General features: G+C 52.5%; 14 protein-coding genes. 1 reads left to right on the plus strand and 13 read right to left on the minus strand.

The window, feature by feature from the left end; genetic code table 11:
* Positions 1–36 precede the first annotated feature (36 nt).
* From BLW29_RS11600 to BLW29_RS11640, 9 genes are all read right to left on the minus strand, one after another.
* On the minus strand, positions 37–1,608 hold the full coding sequence (locus BLW29_RS11600) for an ABC-F family ATP-binding cassette domain-containing protein (RefSeq protein ID WP_090979556.1): 1,572 nt from the start codon (positions 1,606–1,608) through the stop codon (positions 37–39).
* A gap of 716 nt (positions 1,609–2,324) precedes the next feature.
* Entirely contained in the window at positions 2,325–3,122 is a 798-nt protein-coding gene (locus tag BLW29_RS11605; protein ID WP_090979558.1) for a glycosyltransferase family 2 protein, read from the minus strand.
* 165 nt (positions 3,123–3,287) lie between these two features.
* Positions 3,288–4,238 carry an NAD-dependent epimerase/dehydratase family protein gene (locus BLW29_RS11610; protein ID WP_090979560.1) on the minus strand — a complete coding sequence of 317 codons (951 nt, stop codon included), beginning with the start codon at positions 4,236–4,238 and terminating at the stop codon, positions 3,288–3,290.
* Entirely contained in the window at positions 4,235–5,077 is an 843-nt protein-coding gene (locus BLW29_RS11615; RefSeq protein ID WP_090979561.1) for an SDR family oxidoreductase, read from the minus strand. The genes BLW29_RS11610 and BLW29_RS11615 overlap by 4 nt, the downstream gene beginning before the upstream one ends.
* Positions 5,074–6,057: a polysaccharide biosynthesis protein gene (locus tag BLW29_RS11620; RefSeq protein ID WP_090979563.1), complete on the minus strand. Its 984-nt coding sequence runs from the start codon at positions 6,055–6,057 to the stop codon at positions 5,074–5,076. The genes BLW29_RS11615 and BLW29_RS11620 overlap by 4 nt, the downstream gene beginning before the upstream one ends.
* Entirely contained in the window at positions 6,047–7,144 is a 1,098-nt protein-coding gene (gene wecB, locus BLW29_RS11625; protein ID WP_090979565.1) for a non-hydrolyzing UDP-N-acetylglucosamine 2-epimerase, read from the minus strand. Before wecB ends, BLW29_RS11620 begins: the two co-directional genes overlap by 11 nt.
* A 40-nt stretch (positions 7,145–7,184) precedes the next feature.
* Positions 7,185–8,708 (minus strand): glycosyltransferase family 4 protein, encoded by a 1,524-nt coding sequence (locus BLW29_RS11630; protein ID WP_177186594.1) that lies wholly within the window; start codon positions 8,706–8,708, stop codon positions 7,185–7,187.
* Positions 8,709–8,871: 163 nt separating this feature from the next.
* Entirely contained in the window at positions 8,872–10,017 is a 1,146-nt protein-coding gene (locus tag BLW29_RS11635; protein WP_090979569.1) for a CgeB family protein, read from the minus strand.
* 44 nt (positions 10,018–10,061) lie between these two features.
* Positions 10,062–11,156 carry a CgeB family protein gene (locus BLW29_RS11640; RefSeq protein ID WP_256208536.1) on the minus strand — a complete coding sequence of 365 codons (1,095 nt, stop codon included), beginning with the start codon at positions 11,154–11,156 and terminating at the stop codon, positions 10,062–10,064.
* Between the two features lie 177 nt (positions 11,157–11,333).
* On the opposite strand from BLW29_RS11640, the gene BLW29_RS11645 reads away from it, so the two are divergent.
* Positions 11,334–11,564, plus strand: a complete 231-nt coding sequence (locus tag BLW29_RS11645; protein ID WP_371264708.1) for a cold-shock protein — start codon at positions 11,334–11,336, stop codon at positions 11,562–11,564.
* 660 nt (positions 11,565–12,224) lie between these two features.
* Here BLW29_RS11645 and BLW29_RS31155 read toward each other — a convergent pair.
* The 4 genes from BLW29_RS31155 to BLW29_RS11665 form a co-directional block, all read right to left on the minus strand.
* Positions 12,225–13,835: a methyl-accepting chemotaxis protein gene (locus BLW29_RS31155; protein WP_090979570.1), complete on the minus strand. Its 1,611-nt coding sequence runs from the start codon at positions 13,833–13,835 to the stop codon at positions 12,225–12,227.
* A gap of 231 nt (positions 13,836–14,066) precedes the next feature.
* Positions 14,067–15,635 carry a DUF3502 domain-containing protein gene (locus BLW29_RS11655; protein ID WP_090979572.1) on the minus strand — a complete coding sequence of 523 codons (1,569 nt, stop codon included), beginning with the start codon at positions 15,633–15,635 and terminating at the stop codon, positions 14,067–14,069.
* Positions 15,636–15,757: 122 nt separating this feature from the next.
* On the minus strand, positions 15,758–16,648 hold the full coding sequence (locus BLW29_RS11660; RefSeq protein WP_090979574.1) for a carbohydrate ABC transporter permease: 891 nt from the start codon (positions 16,646–16,648) through the stop codon (positions 15,758–15,760).
* 15 nt (positions 16,649–16,663) lie between these two features.
* A complete protein-coding gene (locus BLW29_RS11665) occupies positions 16,664–17,599 on the minus strand; it encodes an ABC transporter permease (protein ID WP_090979576.1) in 936 nt (311 codons plus the stop codon).
* Positions 17,600–17,899 lie beyond the last annotated feature (300 nt).

The following is a 17,899-nucleotide window of genomic DNA, read 5'->3' on the forward strand; positions in this document are numbered from 1 at the left end:
AATAGCCACTCTGGCAACCGTTACATTTTTTGCTACCTATAGATTCTGTACGCTTATCCCCGCTGCCGGGTCAAAGGTCAGCATTTTCGTTCCGATCTTATCGATAAAGAACCGATCATGGCTGACGGTTATGACTGCCCCCGGGAAATGAATCAATGCCTGTTCCATGACCTGAATGCTCGTCAGGTCCAGATGGTTGGTCGGCTCATCCAAGATGATGACAGCCGCTCCCGAGAGCAGACATTTTGCCAATGCAACACGGGCTTTCTGTCCCCCCGATAGATTGCCGATGAACTTGCTTAGGTCCATCTCCGAGAACTGCAGCATCGAGAGGAATTTGTTCACCTTCTTACGCGGAGCATCGAGTCCTAGGCCGTATGTGTTCACCGCATGGCTAACCGTGTCCTTGGGATTAAGCTCCTCCCACATGCGGTTGAAGTACGCGTAACTGACGCCCTTCTCCCAGGACACCTCACCGGATTCAGGCTTCTCCTGTCCGGTTAACACCTTAATCATCGTTGACTTCCCGCTTCCGTTAGAGCCAACAATGACCAGCCGATCTTCTTTTTGGATATCGAAGCTGACCTGCTCGAAAATTTGCCGCCCCTCGTAGGATTGGCCTATATTTTTCACTTCGCACAGCTTGTCCGGAAAACGAAGCTTCTCGTAAATATCCGTAATCAGCACGTTAACCGGATGCGGCTCGATCCGTTTCTTGTTATCTGCCAATTGACGGGAGAGGCGATCCTTCGACGATTTGCGGTTTGCCCGGTTGTCGATCGCTTCGGATTCCATAAGGAGCAGCTCTTCCTCCCACTCGAACTGACGGTCGAGCTCCTTCTTGCGCATCTTCTTCTTACGAATATAGTCCGTGTAATTACCTTCGTATTCCTGAAAATGATAGTTTTCGATCTCAATCGTACGTGTCACTACTTTATCGATAAATTGCCGGTCATGCGAAATGAGAATCATGGCGCCTTTGAAGCGATACAGCCATTGCTCCAGCCACGCAATGCCTTCCATGTCTAAGTAGTTGGTAGGCTCGTCTAGCAATACGACGTCAGGCTGCTCAATGAGCATTTTGGCCAGTGCCGCACGGTTACGCCAGCCTCCCGACAGCTCGTCCACCGGCTGATGGCGCGACCTGTCGTTAAATCCAAGCTTCGTCAGCACCGTGTTAATTTCAACGGATACGTTCCAGCCGTCCAGATGCTCCATTTGTTCGAACAACTCCGCCTGTCTTGCAAGCAGCCGCTCCATTTCGCCGTCATCGGTGACGAAACCCAGCTTCTCCCCGACCTCCTGAAGCTCACGCTCGATCAGAGCGACCTGCTCGAAGCAATTTTCCAGCTCCTGCTGAACCGACAAGCTGCCGTGCATTTCGGAGAATTGCGAGAAGTAACCGATTCTAACCTGCGGATCGACTTCCACATTGCCGGTTGTGGGCTCTTCTTGCCCCATAATGAGCTTGAATACCGTCGACTTCCCGGCTCCATTGCGCCCAATTAGGCCGATTCGTTCTCCCTGCGTTACTTTGAAATAAATATTGCGAAAAATCATCGACTCTTCGTACTTCTTCGTTACATCTTCCAATCGGATTACGCTCATGACAATACCCCTTCTGCTTCCGTCCGTCTTAGGTGATTATACCACTATATTTAACTGAGTACCCTCACAACGGTTGAGCCTGCGTCGCCTATGTAGAAACGATCGCGGAAGGGACAAGCAGCGGCTTGTTCATTATTATACTATTAGACTGCAATTCGAACTTACTCCAACAAAAAACAGTGAAGAAGTCACCATGACTTCTTTACTGTTTCCAGATAAATATTCTAACGAACCGTAGAGGCCTTATTTGAATGAAAATACTCCGTAATAAATTCTAACGAACCGTATGGGCCTTATTGACGGAAATTGGCGCGAAAATGGCGAAATTACACGAAATAAGACCTGCAGGGTTTGTTAGATTTTCAAATCGACTCGTTTGGCTCAAATAAGACTTGTAGGGTTCGTTAGACCGAAAACCGACCTGATTGGGACTCAACATGCTGCCTATTGCTCAACATTTTCACGGTTTGCAGCTTGATTACGAGGAGATGTTGCAGATTATGCAACTTTCTCATGGCTTGTACCTCACTTCCGTGGAGATGTTGCAGATTATGCAACATTCTCCTCCTGAATCAGCTTATAGCCTCTTTACCGCTAGCGAATGTTGCATTCTGTGCAACATTCGCTAGATTTCAGCCCGAAAGACGGTAGATTGTTGCAGTTTGTGCAACATTAGGTGGCGTCGGCTGAGTTACTTCGAGTGTATGCGAACCATCCTAGCCGCGAGCCGACCGCCGCTTCTGATTCGTTCTGGTCCGATCGATCGCCGCCGGCGTCTTGGCTTTCCGCGGAGGTCCGAAGCCGAGCTGCGAAATATACGAGCGCCAGCGTTTCTCGTATTGGGCGAATGTTGCCTTCACTTCTACCGCAACCGCGTCACGGTGGCGGACTGTCCCCATTTCCTCGTGGCGGCGGTAGGCACTGAGCGGCTCCGGGATCAGCAGAAACGGAATGCCCGTCAGCAGCACGCGGTACCAGTAATCCAGGTCATGCGTATACTTCAGCCCTTCATGAAAAGGGCCGGTAATGCGATAAAGCGCCTTACTCATCATGACCGTGCAGCCATTAATCGGGTTGCTCGTTTGAAGCGCGCGATAGAACGCGCCGTTCTCGTAGCCCGGCGGGATGAGGTCGAGCTCCGTCATTTTGCCGCGGCCGTCGATGATATCGAAGCCGGTATGGCTGATGAGCGCTTCCTGCTCCTCCATCGCCTCGACTTGTCGTCTGATTTTGTCCGGATAGAATCGATCGTCGGAGCTCAGCCATGCTACATATTTGCCGCTGGCCAGGCGGAAACCTGCGTTCAGCGCGCTTGCCGTGCCGCCGTTCACTTTACCGGCATAATGAATTCGTCCCTCATACGGACGCATCTTCTCTGCATGCTTCGTTGAGCCGTCATCCACGACAATAATCTCGATATTGTCATAGGTCTGCGCGAGTGCACTCTCGATGGCTTCCGTCACATAGGGGTCGTTATAAAAGGGGATGACGATACTCACCTTCGGGTTTCCCATCCTGCCTGCCTCCTGCTGCTTCTTCTTCTCTATTGTTGTCCTTTAACTTCAGCTTCTTCAACTTTAGCTCCTGATGCCTTTGAAGCTCCTGATGTTCCAGTTACTCCAAAAGCTCCTGTTGCCCCAGTTCCAGCTCCTGTCCCAGCACTAGCCTCAGCCTCAGCCTCAGCGCTGCCGCGCCGCTTCCAGCGTTTCGCGCAGCGACTGCTCCATCGGGATAAGCGGCGTCCAGCCAAGGGCGATGACGCCTTCGCAATTCAACGGCGCCGGCGAGACGGCTTGCGACTCGCCAACCTCCCACTGCAGCGGATGTTGCGCCAGCGCATCGAACGCATCCGCGATGTCGCCGAGCGTGCGCATTCGGCCGGAGGCGACCGGGTAGATGCGGCCGCTCTCTCCTGCGCGCAGCAGCAGCTCATACGCGCGAATCGCATCGCGCACATCCAGCAGATCGCGCTGCTCGCTGCGCGAAGACAGCCGAAACGGCGCCGGCGGAGCATCGCCGCTTGCCGCTGCCTGCTCCGCCCTGGCGGCGTAGCGCGCAAGCAGTGCGCACAAGCCGCCGGATCGACCGGGGCCGATCAGATTCGACGGCTCGGCGATTACAACCTCCATGCCATAGAGCGATGTCCAGCTCTGGGCAATCAACACCTGCATCGTCTTGCTTAAGCTATACGGATGCTGCGGCTGAGGCCGCTCAGCACCGCCATGTTCAGCCGCAGCGAGCGGGAAGCGCAGCATCGAGCCGGCTACGACGACCCGGCACGCAGTCCCAGCCCGCCGCACACCTTCAAGCACGTGCACGGTACCCATCACATTACTTTGCAGCACGGCTGCAGGGTCATTCCATGAGGCACCGACCGCATTGGCGCCGGCCAAATGCAGCACATAGTCCGGCTTGGCACGCTCGATAAGCGCCAGCACCTCGGATTGCGCGGCCAGATCACAAGCCAGCACCTCATGCACGGCGTTCAGCCATGCCCACTCTTCTGCATCAGGCTGCGGCAGACGGCGAACGACCGCCGTCACATCCCAGCCTGCCTCGCTAAAGTAGCGGCAGGCATGCTCGCCGCAGAAGCCGCCGGCCCCTGTTACCAGGAGGCGCGGGCGGCTCAACCTTCATTCATCCAGTTCACAAGCTCCTCCAGCATCGGTACATAGCTGGGTGCTCGGTAGCCCCAATCGCTGCGCGAAGCTGCAAGCGTCCGATCGAGATACTGCCGATCATCGGGTACGATCTTGATCCCGCTTACGTGAAAGGCGGATTGAAACAAGTGCAGCAGCGTGAGCTTGCTTACCGTTTCGGCAGCTGTCAAATGGACCAATCCCCCAATCTCCGGATTTGCAATGGCATAATCCACTGCCTTGGCCAGCTCAAGCGTCGTGACCCCGTTCCACCGCACGTTCGCATAGCCGCTGACGGTTCCTTGCTGAGCGAGAAACCACTTCAGCAGTCCAATTCCTTGCGGCCGGATCTCAGGTCCAATAATGGACGTGCGAATCGTAAGATGGCGGGAGCCCGGCGCTTCGCCGAGCGCCTTGGATCTCGCATAGACGGAGGTGCCATCCGGCACATCCTGCTCGGAGTACGCACCTTTCATCCCGCTGAACACGCAATCTGAGCTGATATGAATAACGCGTGCCGGTGTGTCCAGATGATCGGCCAGATGCCGCAGCCAATGAGGCAGAAACCCATTCACCTGATAAGCGGCAAGCGGATGCTGCTCGGCATCCTGATTCAGCACGCCCACCGCATTGACGATCACGTCCGGCTGAACGTCATACACGAGAGCAGCTACAGCCTCATTGTCTGCAGCATCCAACCGAAGCCCCTTAGCTCCCCCCTCTGCCGTTCGAGTCGTGTACACAACATCCACTTCCGGATGCAGCTGTTCAAAATACCGGATCAGAACATGACCTGCCATGCCGCTTCCTCCGATAATGAGCAGCTTCATGACAGAAACCCGCCCCGTACCAGCATCGACCGAATTTCTTCCTTCGTCAGCAAGGACTGACTGGAGCTGTAGCTCTCGAAATCGACGCTTGGGTAGCTGCTATAATGCTGCCGGAGCCCTGGAATATCAAGGGTTGGCAGAATGACCAAATACTCTTCATCGTACACAATCGTAGTCGTGCTTTCATGGTCGGTCAGCAGAATCTCATGTATTTTCTCCCCTGGCCGAATCCCTGTTGTCACCATCGTTGCAGGAATACCCAAGTCATCGATCAACACGGCAGCCAGGTCTACAATTCGGCAGGTTGGCATCGTCATCACGAAGATTTCTCCGCCAATGCTTTCCTCCGATGCTTTGAACAATAACGTGATGGCATCTTGCAGCGTCAGGAAGAAGCGCGTCATGTTCTTGTCTGTAATCCGCACTTGCCCTTTTTCCCTAATCTGATTCATAAACAGATGCACGACGCTCCCGTTCGTACCAAGTACATTACCGCCGCGCACGCAGACAAATGTCGTATCGGAATGGAGCAGGTTCGCGTATACGATTAACTTCTCTCCAATCGCTTTTGTCATGCCATAGAAATTCGACGGGTTCGCCGCCTTATCTGTGGAGATATAGACGACTCGTTTGACCCCGTTTGCGATGGCGGCTTCGATGACATTTTGCGTGCCGATGACGTTCGTTTTGAGCGCTTCGTACGGCTGGTCCTCACAAACGGGCACATGCTTCAGCGCTGCCAAATGAAACACGTAATCGACCCGCTCGCACGCACGCATCAATGCTTCTTTATCCCGAATATCTCCGATGCAGAAGGACAGACGCGAATCCTCAAACGTGCGGCTCATCGCCACCTGGCTGGACTCGTTACGGGAAAACACAATAATTTGTTTGGGCTGCTGAGGCAGCAGCTGGCGGATCAGTTCGTAGCCCCAGGACCCTGTTCCCCCGGTGACCAGTATGCGCTGATTAGTAAACATTCCATTTCCCTCCAAGCACAAATTTAACCACTTTATCCGACACATCTTTGGCCAAATACCCGTCCGGACACTCCCAAACTGCAGGCAGCGAAGTCATGATGACCGCAGCCTCTTCGATTCGTTCCGCCTTCAACCCGCATACAACATTACTGCCGCAGTCTATGGTTTCCGGACGCTCCGTCGTCTGCCGGATGGTGACGGTCGGAACACCGAACAGGCAGCATTCTTCTTGCACGGTACCGCTGTCTGTAATGGCGCAGAAGGCATTCTGCTCCAGCCTGACAAAATCAAAGAACCCCAGCGGCTCATAGAAAACGACCCGCTCATCCATCTCCACGTTCACGGACCCGCTGTCGATCCGCGATCTCGTCCGTGGGTGAACACTGCAGATGACACGCTTGTCAAAGCGCGCCGCTACGCGATTAAGCCCCTCCAATATACCGGTCAGCCGCTCCGGCACATCGACATTCTCCGCGCGGTGCGCTGTCACGAGCACGTAGCTGCCAGCCTGCAGACCGAAGCGTTCCAGCACGTCGCTGGCATCAATCTGCGGCTTGTAATGCTCAATCACTTCATGGATCGGATTACCTGTCAGCACAATGCGATTGCTGGGAAAGCCTTCACGCAGCAAGTTGTTCTTGCTGTAGGACGTGTACGGCATGTTGATACTTGCGATGGCATCGATAATCCGGCGATTCTTCTCCTCCGGTACCGATAGATCGTAGCAGCGATTGCCCGCTTCCATGTGTACAACCGGAATCCCCATCCGTTCGGCGATGATGGCGCACAGTGCGCTGTTCGTATCGCCAAGCAGCAGCACCACATCCGGCTCATGAGCGATCAGAATGCGTTCCACTTCTGCAAACATGACGGACAATTGACCGCCGAGCGTCTGCCGTGTCTCCGTGAACATATAGTCCGGCTGCCTCAGCCCCATCTCCCGGAAGAACACATCGCTAAGCGACGGCGAAAAGTTCTGCCTTGTATGCACGAGCACATGCTTCTCGGCCAGCGCATCCAGCTTCTGAATGATAAGACTCAGTCGTATAATTTCCGGGCGCGTGCCCAAAATCGTTACAACGCGCATGAAACGTCCCTCCTTCGTCGTTCAACTGACGGGCGAGCTGCTATCGCTTCTTCTTAGCGCCCCTTGCCCGGTTCCTCTGGCGCCCCGGTTGCCTTCGGCGCTTCAAGCTGCCTTGCTTCCGAACGCCATGACGGCGCCGGTTCTTCCCTGCTCGGCCTGTAAGCCGTTTGCCACCCTTTCTTCTACTTCTGTACGCCGTGCCAATCGGCTCGCCTTTCGGCCATGCGGCAATGTAAACATCCGGAACCTCGCGAATCTCATCCATGCGATATCCTGCTCTGTAGAAGGAGCGTGCCGATCGAAAAGGACGGAGAACGCCATTGTCAAACTTGTAGATTATAGGTGTGCCGCTGCCTTTGAGCACCGTTGGCGGTGCATATCCACGGAGAGCCAGCGTAGCAATGAACCTGAGCAGCCGGTCCCGATAGGCATTAACCCCGTACACTTCATGAGCCGCTTGCACATTGCGCGCGCCAATCGCTTGCATTGCAGCCTCATCAGCCAGCAGCGATGACACGCAGTGCGTTAGTCCTCCCGTATCCCCCACGGGTACAACGTAGGCTTCGTTTCCGGTAGCTCGGCCTATTTCAGAGAGTCCGCCGGAGCCGTACACGACGACCGGCTTTCCGAACACCATGCCCTCAAGCGCCGTCATGCCGAAGCCTTCCACCGTTAAACTGGGTACAACGAGTACATCCATGGCCGGATAAACCGTCTCCACCTGCTCTTCGAACCGAATCCAGCGAAATCGCTCCATCAGTCCGCGGTCTCTGGCGATGCCTATGCATTTGTCAAAATAGCCCTGATCCACCGGGTTGCCCACGATGAGATACATCGCTTGGGGATGCTGCTCTGCCGTGTTTACGGCCATTTGCATGAAATGCTCAAGTCCTTTTAGCTCAAAGATCGACGATGAAATGTACCCGACCACTCGTTGTTCATCAGCAATCGCCAGCTGCTTGCGCCGATTGATGCGGTGCTGCTGCCAACCATGCGGATTCAGCTCGCTCTGATGCCAAGACGGCGGAATCAACGTCGATTTGGGAATCATCCCCGGCGTGCGAAGCGGTGCCAGTGTCGTCTCTGAGATGCCGACGATGTAGTCCGAATATTGCTCGATAACGGAAGCTGCGAGCGCGGTATGAGGGGTTTCCCGGATGGCTTCCATAACCGTCCAGACGACAGGAATACCAAGCAGCTTGCCGGCAATTGCAGGCATTGGATGAACGCATGTATTGGCTATGATGATACTCGGCCGTTCGTAATGAATGAGCCGAATCAACTGCAGCCATAAGGGATCACGTTGGTGAGTGCCTATCTCATCCGTCATATGAGAGAGTCCTAGATACAGAGGCACGACGAGTGGAATTTGATGCACGATGACCGTAATTCCCAGCTTGCGTGCATTTGCGGCAATAATGCCCTCATTGGGAACGACAAGCGTGCAGGCGAAGGAAGGCAGCAGCTCCCTGACCATAAACAGCAGCAGTTTCTCGGCGCCTGTCACATATTGCGGGCTGCAAATATGCGAGAATACTAGCATTTTTGGTTTGCTAAGCTTCAATTGGTTGACTCCCCTCCGCCTTTTCATCGCAGCTTTCAAAACCCTAGTTGTACAATATATTGTGACGGCTACTTAAACGGCACGACATTTGAACCTTTCCAAACGCACAAAATACCGCCGACTCAATCTCCGCTGCTCACTGTGAATGATAGGTGTCCCCCTCTTAACCGGGAAACAATATCGCAAGCATCAGTTCAATCCGTTTGCCATACGTATGCTCTCGCATCGTCCGGTACATCCCGCGCATGGCGATTGCTTTGCGCTCTTCCTCGTGCGCCAGGTAATACTGAATTTTATCGATCATCTCTTGCGGCGAAGAGTAGGTGACAATGTCCACATCCGGCGTGTAAAACGACACGAGATCACTGCGAATATCAGTCAGCTGCAGCGCTGCGCAAGCCGAAATCTCAAAGGTTCGCGGGTTCGGCGAGATCGCGCCGATGCCTGCACTGTTGTTGTTGAACGTTTCATCATCATGGGCACGGTGCATGTTAATGACGATTTTGGCGCCGTTGTACATATTCGCCGTTTCATCGGGACCCATCCAGCGACCAAGCTCAATCTTGCTCTTCATCAGTTGAAAATCTTTCAGCCGCTCCCACCAGATGCCGGAAATATGCGTATCCTTCGTTGCGAGAAATTTCGTCACTTCGTTAAAAAACTCGACGCGCCGCCAGTAAGCCGAGCCGATGAAGCAGATGTCATGACGCTGCGATCTCAGCGGATTGCGCGGCCTGAAGGATGCCGGATCTGCTCCGAGGGGCAAATAATATACATTCGGACAGCCCAGGCGGCGGTAATAGTCCACGCAAACCAGCTCCAGCGTGAACACTTCGTCATAATGAGGCGCTATGCCTGAGGTGATGTCCGTGTAATACGGATCATCCGTGAACCAGATGGCGGTACGAATGCCGGCTGCCCGCATGGCATCGGCTTGCGCGACATTGAATTGCAAACCATCGAGGACAATTACAATATCCGGTCTGATCCGCATCGCGATATCCGCTACAGGCTGCAAGGTGTCCGTAATGGTCAGCTGCGTTACCTGTGCACGAAGTGCGTTCGCGATGGCCTCATCGAGCGGTGAATACGGAAAGCCTTTCCCTGTCGCGACAAACAGCACATGCGCCTGTCTCACCGGGAAAATCTGGGTTGGTGCCGTACTTTGCAAAACGGACTCGCATTGACCGAACCAATGGCCGTGCTGCCAGCCAAACCGGAACCCGTCTACTCTGCCTCGCGCTTCCCCCCGAAGTCCCCGGGCTACTTTACCTTTGCGTATTCGGCGTCTTCGTGTTTTGGTTGCCATCTCATCCACTCCTCCCTGCCTAAACTTTCTTTTGCTGCGCCGGATTACCACTTCAACACCTCAGCAACCTGCTGCAAACGCTGAACGAAGGTATGGTCCTTCAATGTTCGATGCAGTCCCCGTAAGGCAACTTGTCTGCGCTGCTCCTCATGATTTAAGTAGTAATCCAGCTTCATAATGAGCTCATCCGGGGAATGAAAAGTGTCGAGTTCTACGCCAGGCACATAGTAGTTCTGCAAATCTTCACGCACATCGGTCAGCTGCAGCGTCCCGCATGCCGCTATCTCGTAAGTGCGCGGGTTAATGGATTTCCCGGGTAGGTTCAGCTCGTTTTTATTGTCCTTACCCCGCTCCGTTGTCCGGTGCATATTAATGACAATCTTGGCGCCGTTGTAGTAACGGATCGATTCATCGACCGGCAGCCAGCCCATTCTGATGAACTTCTGCAGCTGCTTATAGTTGCGCAGTCGATCCCACAAGCCGCCTGCTATAAACACTTTGCGGTTCTTCAAGTAGGGAGCTATGGCATCGAAGAGCTCCACGCGATTCCAGAATGCTTGCCCGATAAAACAAATATCGCTGCGATGCACCGCCTCCACTTTCATTGGCTTAAACCAATGGGGATCCACCGCCAGCGGCATATAGACAACTTCCGCGCAGCCAAGTCCTCTGTAGAGCTCTACTGTGCTCAGCTCATGGGTAAGGACAACATCGTAATGAGGCGCGATTTGTACCGTATCTGCGGTTACATAGGGATCATCCGCGAACCAAATGGCCGTACGAATGCCCATTGCCCGCACCGCATCGACCTGTTCCAAATGATTGTCCGGGAATACATGCAGTCCGTTGAGCACCAGCATCCAATCCGGCCGGATGAACGAAGCTTGCTCCGCCATGAACTTGGCATCTGCCACATGCACCTCGCGTACGGTTTGGCGAAGCGCTTCAATGATGCCTTGGTCGATGGCTTCGAAGCCCTGCGGAATATACAGCACACAGACATTCCGTTTCGGGAATGCTGCGGCCGGATGCAGTCGCTTGTAGATAAAGTCGCAAGCGCCATCCCGCTGGCCGTTGCTGTATCCTGCGGCGAATCCTTTTCTTGCTGCTTTGGCGTTCATTTTTCGCTTCGCCTGCACGCGCTCCACCCCTGATTTTCGAGTATTCTGTCTCCATATATATGCGAATGACAGGCAAGGCTCTTGGTCACTTGTCCGCTTGGCTTGCAAAATTGGCGTTTGACCCCTAAGGCAGATTGTCTTGAAAAAAGTAGTATATTTCTGGCAATGCAGTCACATATTAAAAGAGGTTACGGCATGAACACGAAGGAGGGCTTGATTATTCATTTCTCAAAGAAAGTGATTGAACCGATTCCGGAAGAAGAAACATCCATTTGGACATGCAGTAACGAGGGTTGCAGCTGCTGGATGCGAAATGACTTCTCATTCGGCGAATTCCCCAACTGCCCCATCTGCCACTCCAGCATGACCAGCGATATCAAAAGCCTGCCCGTACTTACCAACGGCACGAAGCGCAGCTTCCAGTAGATGATTGGTTTGAGGCGACCTCTGTTCAACTCAGCCTTCATCTCCTGTAAAAGCTGCCGGACCTATGCTACGGGTCGGCAATAGATAATCAACATGAAGAGGCTGACTCTTAATCATCGATGATGATTAAAGGTCAGCCTCTTCATGTTGATGTTTCCGCGGATGCAGGGTGATGCAGCTGCGCCGAAACCCCTGGTCATCTCGCCTTTTCGGGGAGCTGTTAGCGGATATACCGCTTATTGCTCCAAAACGTGGTCGATTTCTTGCACATAAGAGGATATGCCGCTTACGATGTCGCTCCTGCGCCGAAACCCCGCTCTCTCAGCATCCGACGCAGCAGGAACAGGGTTAGTTGGTCCGCGCGAGAGTTCAATTCTGGAACTCTCCTCTTCATTCCGGTGTGGTTTCGACGATGAGAGTTCCACTTCCGCTCTCTCAGCATCCGACGCAGGGGAACGGGGGTAGTTGGTCCGCGCGAGAGTTCAATTCCGGAACTCTCCTCTTCGGTGTGGTTTCGACGCTGAGAGTTCCAATTCCGCTCTCTCAGCATCCGACGCAGGGGGAACGGGGGTGGTCCGCGCGAGAGTTCAATTCCGGAACTCTCCGCCTCATTTCGGTGTGGTTTTCTAGTCGCTGACTGCCGCGATGTGCTCGGTGGCCTCAAGTACTCCCCTTGTTTACCGCTGCTGTTCCTCGCTGGCAGCGGCGATATCGGTATCCTGCCGCCGCGTAACCTCTCCCGGTTTGTTTAGCGAACTTAATGGAATCGAGCGCTGCTTGCGTGCTCTCCGAGGTGATGGTCTGCATCTCCCCGATCATGCCGGTAATCTGCTTCTCCGCCGCGCTGCTGCGCTCGGCTAGCTTACGTACTTCCTCCGCTACAACGGAGAACCCTTTGCCGTTCTCTCCAGTTGTAGCTCTAGCCGCTTCGATGGCAGCATTCAAGGCGAGCAAGTTGGTTTGCTGCGCAATCTCATCGATTATGCCGATGATTTCTCCGATCTTCGACGATGCTTCCTGCAAGGTGTTCATTTTGTCGCTGAGTACATCCATACTTGGGATCGAGCGCTGCACGATTCGCTCGCTCTCCTCCGCTACATTTCGCGTATCGCCGCACAGATTAGCCGCACCTTCCTCACTGATGGCAACGGTATCGATTGCGACCGTTAGCTCTTGCAGCATCTCATTAATCGATTGTGTCGATCTTGCCTGTTCAAAGCTGCGCGTGGAAATACAGAAACCGATGGTCAGATAAGTCGCAAGCAGCAAGAGCAGCGAGACAAAGAGCGTGCTCTGCAACCGTTCGGAGGTAAATCCGTCTACCCGCTTATGGAGCAAGTCATCGAGAACTTCCGAAGATGTCTCGTATAGAGAGAATGCTGCCGATATCACTTCATCGCTCAGATCATCTTTACTGCCTGCACCTACCGGTACTCGATCCGCCTCGATAAACCGTTCATTCATCCGCTCCAGAAAGGTAAGGAAAGAAGCTACCGATTCCGTTGCAACGGGTCCAATGTCCTCTCTCAAGCCGGGATTGTAGGCGTAAACCGTCTGCAAATTTTTCTCAATCTCCGACAGATTGCTCCGAATCTGCGTCAAATTGCGATCCAATAGGCGCTTGGTCGACTGTGTCATTACTCCATCATAAATCGCTCGGTTCGCTATGACAGCGGAAGAGCTGAGCAAATCGATCATATACGGAAGTTTCACTAAGCTTATATCCATAATATAGTAAGAATCCAGATCCGGATCCAAGACCAAATTCGAGTGATCCCCCACAAGCGTAATTAGATCCAAATGATCCTGTACCAACACATCATATTTGTTATACTTGTCATCCACGACACCTGCTTTGGGCAAGGTGCTCTTGAAATCCTGCCAGTCAATCAGCAGCTTCTTCCAACCCGCTTCGGTCCCAAGCTTCGACCCATATTTGTCTTCAAGCGTTTGCTGCTGCTTCATCGCCATCGTCATCAATTTCTGACTCTCCGTAATCGCTGCCTCACTGCCGATTTCACCCAATTGCAGCGAAGTCGTCTGCTCACGCAAGTCCAGCGCAATCCGAAGCATGTTCTTCATGCCTGCATTGTACTGGTTTCCGATTAATTCCTTCTTACCGAATGCAATGCCGACCTTCTTCTCCGAAATATAGAAGTACATTAATAACGCGATAGGGATGATGAGAACGACGCCGATAATGATAAATTTCTGTGCGTATTTCAAGCGATTCATCAGTTTAATAGCAGGATCAAAGATAGCTGTAATCATGGTGTTTCCTCCTTATTAATCGTAGTCATCCCTAGAAGGCACTTCAATAGCATGATACATTTTCGACAGAATTCAGCAATTACCTTCTCGATTCGACGCTGTTATGTGTAAATTTCCCATCAGATACATACACTGTCGACCACTTATTGCCGACAAGCCTCACTTCAATTCGGCGAAAATGAAAAGGCCGCCGATTCCCCCCTGCTCAGGAAAGAACCGCCGGCCCATCTATTATTTCGATGCTTTCCAGGCATCGATCTGTGCTTGCATTTCCGCCAAAATCTTATCGAGCCCCGCCTTCTTCAGCTTCTCGTTCATCTTCGTAAGCGTCGTATCCGGATCAGCTATACCCGTTACCAGTCCCGCATAGAACTCATCCACAACAGAAGCAGTTTGCGCAAGTTCACTCTTCACGTTGCTCGGATCAAAGGAGAAACCCAGCAGCTTGGAAGGAATCGCAGCTGCATTCTTATCTGGACCTGCTGGGAACCACTTCGGCTGTGTCGGGCTTGTGCGGTAGGAGTTGAACATATTGCCATACTCCCAGCCGGAATCCATCCAGTAGCCGGTGTTGTCGATCTTCTGAATCAGGTCGTCTCCAGCCTTCGTGTAATGTTTGCCTTCGATACCGAAGCTCATCAGATTGAACAGCTGCGGATCGGAGTAGAGCAGGTTGTAGAACATCATCGCTCTCGCCGGATCCTTGGACGTACGGGAGATCGCCGTCATCGTTGCAATAATGGAGCCCGTGCTCATGTAAGGCTTGGAGAACTCGACAGCTGCCACGTTCGCCGCATCTCCGCCGCCGAATTTGGCCGCTTGGTTAGCCGCTGTATCGGGGTTGATAACGGTAAAGGTGGAGGTCACGTATTTGCCTGCCAATTCGTCGGAGTTCGTATCTTTCAGCGTCGATGCATCCTTACGGATGATACCCTTCTGGAACCATTCATGCATGAGCTTCAAGAAGCTTGTAAATTCAGGTGTTTCGTACAAATTAACAACCTTCGTGCTGTCATCGTTAATGTAAACCACGCCCGGATTTTTCTGCGAGAAATATTCGATGCCGAGCGCGCTGCCGTAGTTGCCCATAACATCGGTGTCGCCTTTCAAGCTGAACGGGAATTTATCCGGCTCGCCTGCTTTGACCTTCTCGAAGAACGGCGTCAAATCCTGGAGCGTCTTGAATTGATCGGCTGTGAAGCCATACTTATCTAGGAACGTCTTGTTAATCAGGATGCCCGGTGTTCTTGCCAGTACTTGTGTATTTATGATGGCATAAAGCTTGCCTTTCACTTTAGCCGCATCCCATGCTGCCTCAGGCACCTGCTTCAGAATATCCGGTCCGTACTGCGGAAGCAGATCCGTAATGTCGAGGAACGCGCCTTTATTCACATTTTGCAAATAATCGTTGGTCCAGTTGGAGGTAAAAATCAGATCCGCTTTCTCGCCGGAGGCGGCAATCGCTTGCATCTTCTGATCGTAGGTGCCCCAATCGACTAGCTGAATGTTCAGCGTCGCATTGATTTTCTCCTGCGTGATCTTGCTCATCTCATCCTGCACAAGCTTCGCATCCGGGAACACGCTTTGAGGCAAATACCATGTAATTTCGTAGGGGTCGAGCTTGGATGCATCCGTTGCAGTCGTGCTTGCAGCCGTATTGTCTGCCTTGGTATTGCCTGTATTCGCGGACGTATTGGCAGTATTCTCTGTGTTACTGTTGCCGCAGCCGCTAAGCAGCATGCTAACGGAAAGAACCGCTGTCAGTGTTGCCGTAACAAACTTGAACCCTCTTCTTCTCATTGAAATAACCCTCCTGTGATTACTATTTATTATCATCCGAGAACGGACCGATAATCCAGTACAACTTTTCAAACTGCGCCGAGACAAACCAAGCCCAGCCAAGCCTCAATCATTCACCGGCTTTATCCCTTAACCGCACCGACCGTTAATCCCTTAACCAAATATTTCTGGAAGAATGGGAAAGCGAACAGCATCGGGCCTGCAGCCAGAATCGCAATTGCCATGCGGGAAGATTCCGTCGGAATCGCGCTCAGATCAACGCTGATGCCGGCTTGCACATTCTTCGTCAGAAATTCGATGTTGGTCATGATGCGGTTGAGGAAGAACTGCAGCGGTATGAGCTTCTCGTTCTGAATGTAGAGCATAGCCAGCCACCAATCATTCCAGAATGCCAGCGCGTAGAACAACCCAATTGTCGCGAGAGCCGGCTTCGATAACGGAAGTATGATTCGCACGAAAATGCCGGGCTCCGTTGCGCCATCGATTTTTGCAGATTCAATAATTTCGAACGGCAGCCCTTGCATAAATCCCTTCATCAGCATCGCGAACCAAGCACTGACGCCATAGGGAAGAATCAACGCCCAGATCGTGTCCTGCAGATGCAGCACATTCGTCATGATCATGTACGAAGGCACCAGTCCCGCATTAAAGAGAAGCGTGAAGAAGACGAAGAATGTGGTTGCTTTGCTGTACCTGTAATCCTTGCGCGTCATGACGTACGCAATCGAAGCCGTAAGGAGCAGCGCGATTACGGTTCCGACCACCGTGACGACAATCGTAACGAAATACGATTGCAGCAGAAGCTTCGGATTCTGAAGCAAATAAGAGTAGGCGGTAAACGTAAACCTCTTCGGAATGAGCTGGTAACCGTACCTGGCAATATCGGCGTCATAGGAGAGCGAGACCGACACCACGTACAGCAATGGAAAAATAATCAGAATCGACAGCAGGGTCAGAACCAGTACGATCCCTAGGTTGTTGCCGCCCAGTCTGCCCGCTTTAGCTGCGTGCATTTGCGCTCACCTCCATTAGAACAACGCGTTGTCCTTGCTGTATTTTCGAACGAGCAGATTCGTTGTCAGCACTAAGATGAGTCCGACAACCGCCTGATACAAGCTTGCTGCAGAGGCCATTCCGAGATCCCCGACGACGCGCAGCGATCGGTACACGTACGTGTCCATGACGTCTGTCGTTGAGTAGAGCATCCCTGCGTCCCTCGGTATGAAGTAGAACAAGCCGAAGTCGGAGTAGAAAATACGTCCGATATTCAACATGGTCAGCATCGTGATGAGCGGTGTAATTAGTGGAATCGAGATGTTGCGAATCTGCTGCAAGCGGGAAGCTCCATCGATCGAAGCCGCTTCATAATAGCTCGAATCTATCGCGAGCAAGCCGGTGAAGAAAATAATCGCGGTGTAACCGACGTTCTTCCATAAGTAGGTCAGCGTCAGAATGAGCGGCCAATAGGATGGATTGCCGTACCAATCCACGGCCGTGCCATGGAATTGTTCGACGATTTTATTTATGACGCCGTAAGTTGGATTAAGCAGAATGTAGGTGACGAACCCGACGACGACCCACGAGAGAAAGTAAGGGAAGAACAGGATCGTTTGAAAAATTTTCACGAGCTTTCTGCCCATTTCTGCCATCAGCAGTCCAACAATAACGGAGCAGATCGTCCCGACGACGATGAATACTCCGTTCAACAGGAGCGTGTTACGTGTAATCCGCATCGCATCCTGGGAGTTGAAGAAGAACTTAAAGTTGTTCAAGCCCGACCAGGCGCTGCCCCAAATGCCATCCGCATAATTGATGTCTTTAAATGCGATCACGATGCCAAAGAGCGGCAGGTAATAGAAAATAAAGACGACGATGATCGCAGGCAGGCTGATCATGAATAAGCTTCTGCCTTTCGTGAAATGCTTCCATTCCTTCTTGAATACCGATGTGATTCCTCTGCTCATGTGCTCCTCCTTTGTGCCGTTTTGCCATTTCGTTGTTTACGATTCTGAGCATACGGCGTATGGGTGCAATGGCGAAACTGCTCATTTTTGCAGCGCCAAAAAAGCACTGTACGATAGTCAAATCAGCCGAAAATCCACTGTACAAAATCCAAAAAAGGCCGCCGATACTGGGATCGGCGGCCTTCAGATTGTAGAGAAACCAGTGTTTGATCAAAATGGTGGGGCACATTAACTCATCCCCCTTGATGGATGCTGAGCGTTCATTCTGACGACTCTCAGCGAGCAAACTAACTTAAATAC

This window comes from Paenibacillus sp. CF384 (assembly GCF_900106745.1).
Classification (GTDB): Bacteria; Bacillota; Bacilli; order Paenibacillales; family Paenibacillaceae; genus Paenibacillus_Z.

Excerpts from the sequence above, each read along its gene's own strand:
- BLW29_RS11645 (WP_371264708.1), top strand. The coding sequence starts at position 11,334 with ATGAACACGAAGGAGGGCTTGATTATTCATTTCTCAAAGAAAGTGATT.
- BLW29_RS11600 (WP_090979556.1), bottom strand. The coding sequence starts at position 1,608 with ATGAGCGTAATCCGATTGGAAGATGTAACGAAGAAGTACGAAGAGTCG.
- BLW29_RS11665 (WP_090979576.1), bottom strand. The coding sequence starts at position 17,599 with ATGAGCAGAGGAATCACATCGGTATTCAAGAAGGAATGGAAGCATTTC.
- wecB (WP_090979565.1), bottom strand. The coding sequence starts at position 7,144 with ATGCGCGTTGTAACGATTTTGGGCACGCGCCCGGAAATTATACGACTG.
- BLW29_RS11635 (WP_090979569.1), bottom strand. The coding sequence starts at position 10,017 with ATGGCAACCAAAACACGAAGACGCCGAATACGCAAAGGTAAAGTAGCC.
- BLW29_RS11660 (WP_090979574.1), bottom strand. The coding sequence starts at position 16,648 with ATGCACGCAGCTAAAGCGGGCAGACTGGGCGGCAACAACCTAGGGATC.
- BLW29_RS11605 (WP_090979558.1), bottom strand. The coding sequence starts at position 3,122 with ATGGGAAACCCGAAGGTGAGTATCGTCATCCCCTTTTATAACGACCCC.
- BLW29_RS11620 (WP_090979563.1), bottom strand. The coding sequence starts at position 6,057 with ATGTTTACTAATCAGCGCATACTGGTCACCGGGGGAACAGGGTCCTGG.
- BLW29_RS11615 (WP_090979561.1), bottom strand. The coding sequence starts at position 5,077 with ATGAAGCTGCTCATTATCGGAGGAAGCGGCATGGCAGGTCATGTTCTG.
- BLW29_RS11655 (WP_090979572.1), bottom strand. The coding sequence starts at position 15,635 with ATGAGAAGAAGAGGGTTCAAGTTTGTTACGGCAACACTGACAGCGGTT.
- BLW29_RS31155 (WP_090979570.1), bottom strand. The coding sequence starts at position 13,835 with ATGATTACAGCTATCTTTGATCCTGCTATTAAACTGATGAATCGCTTG.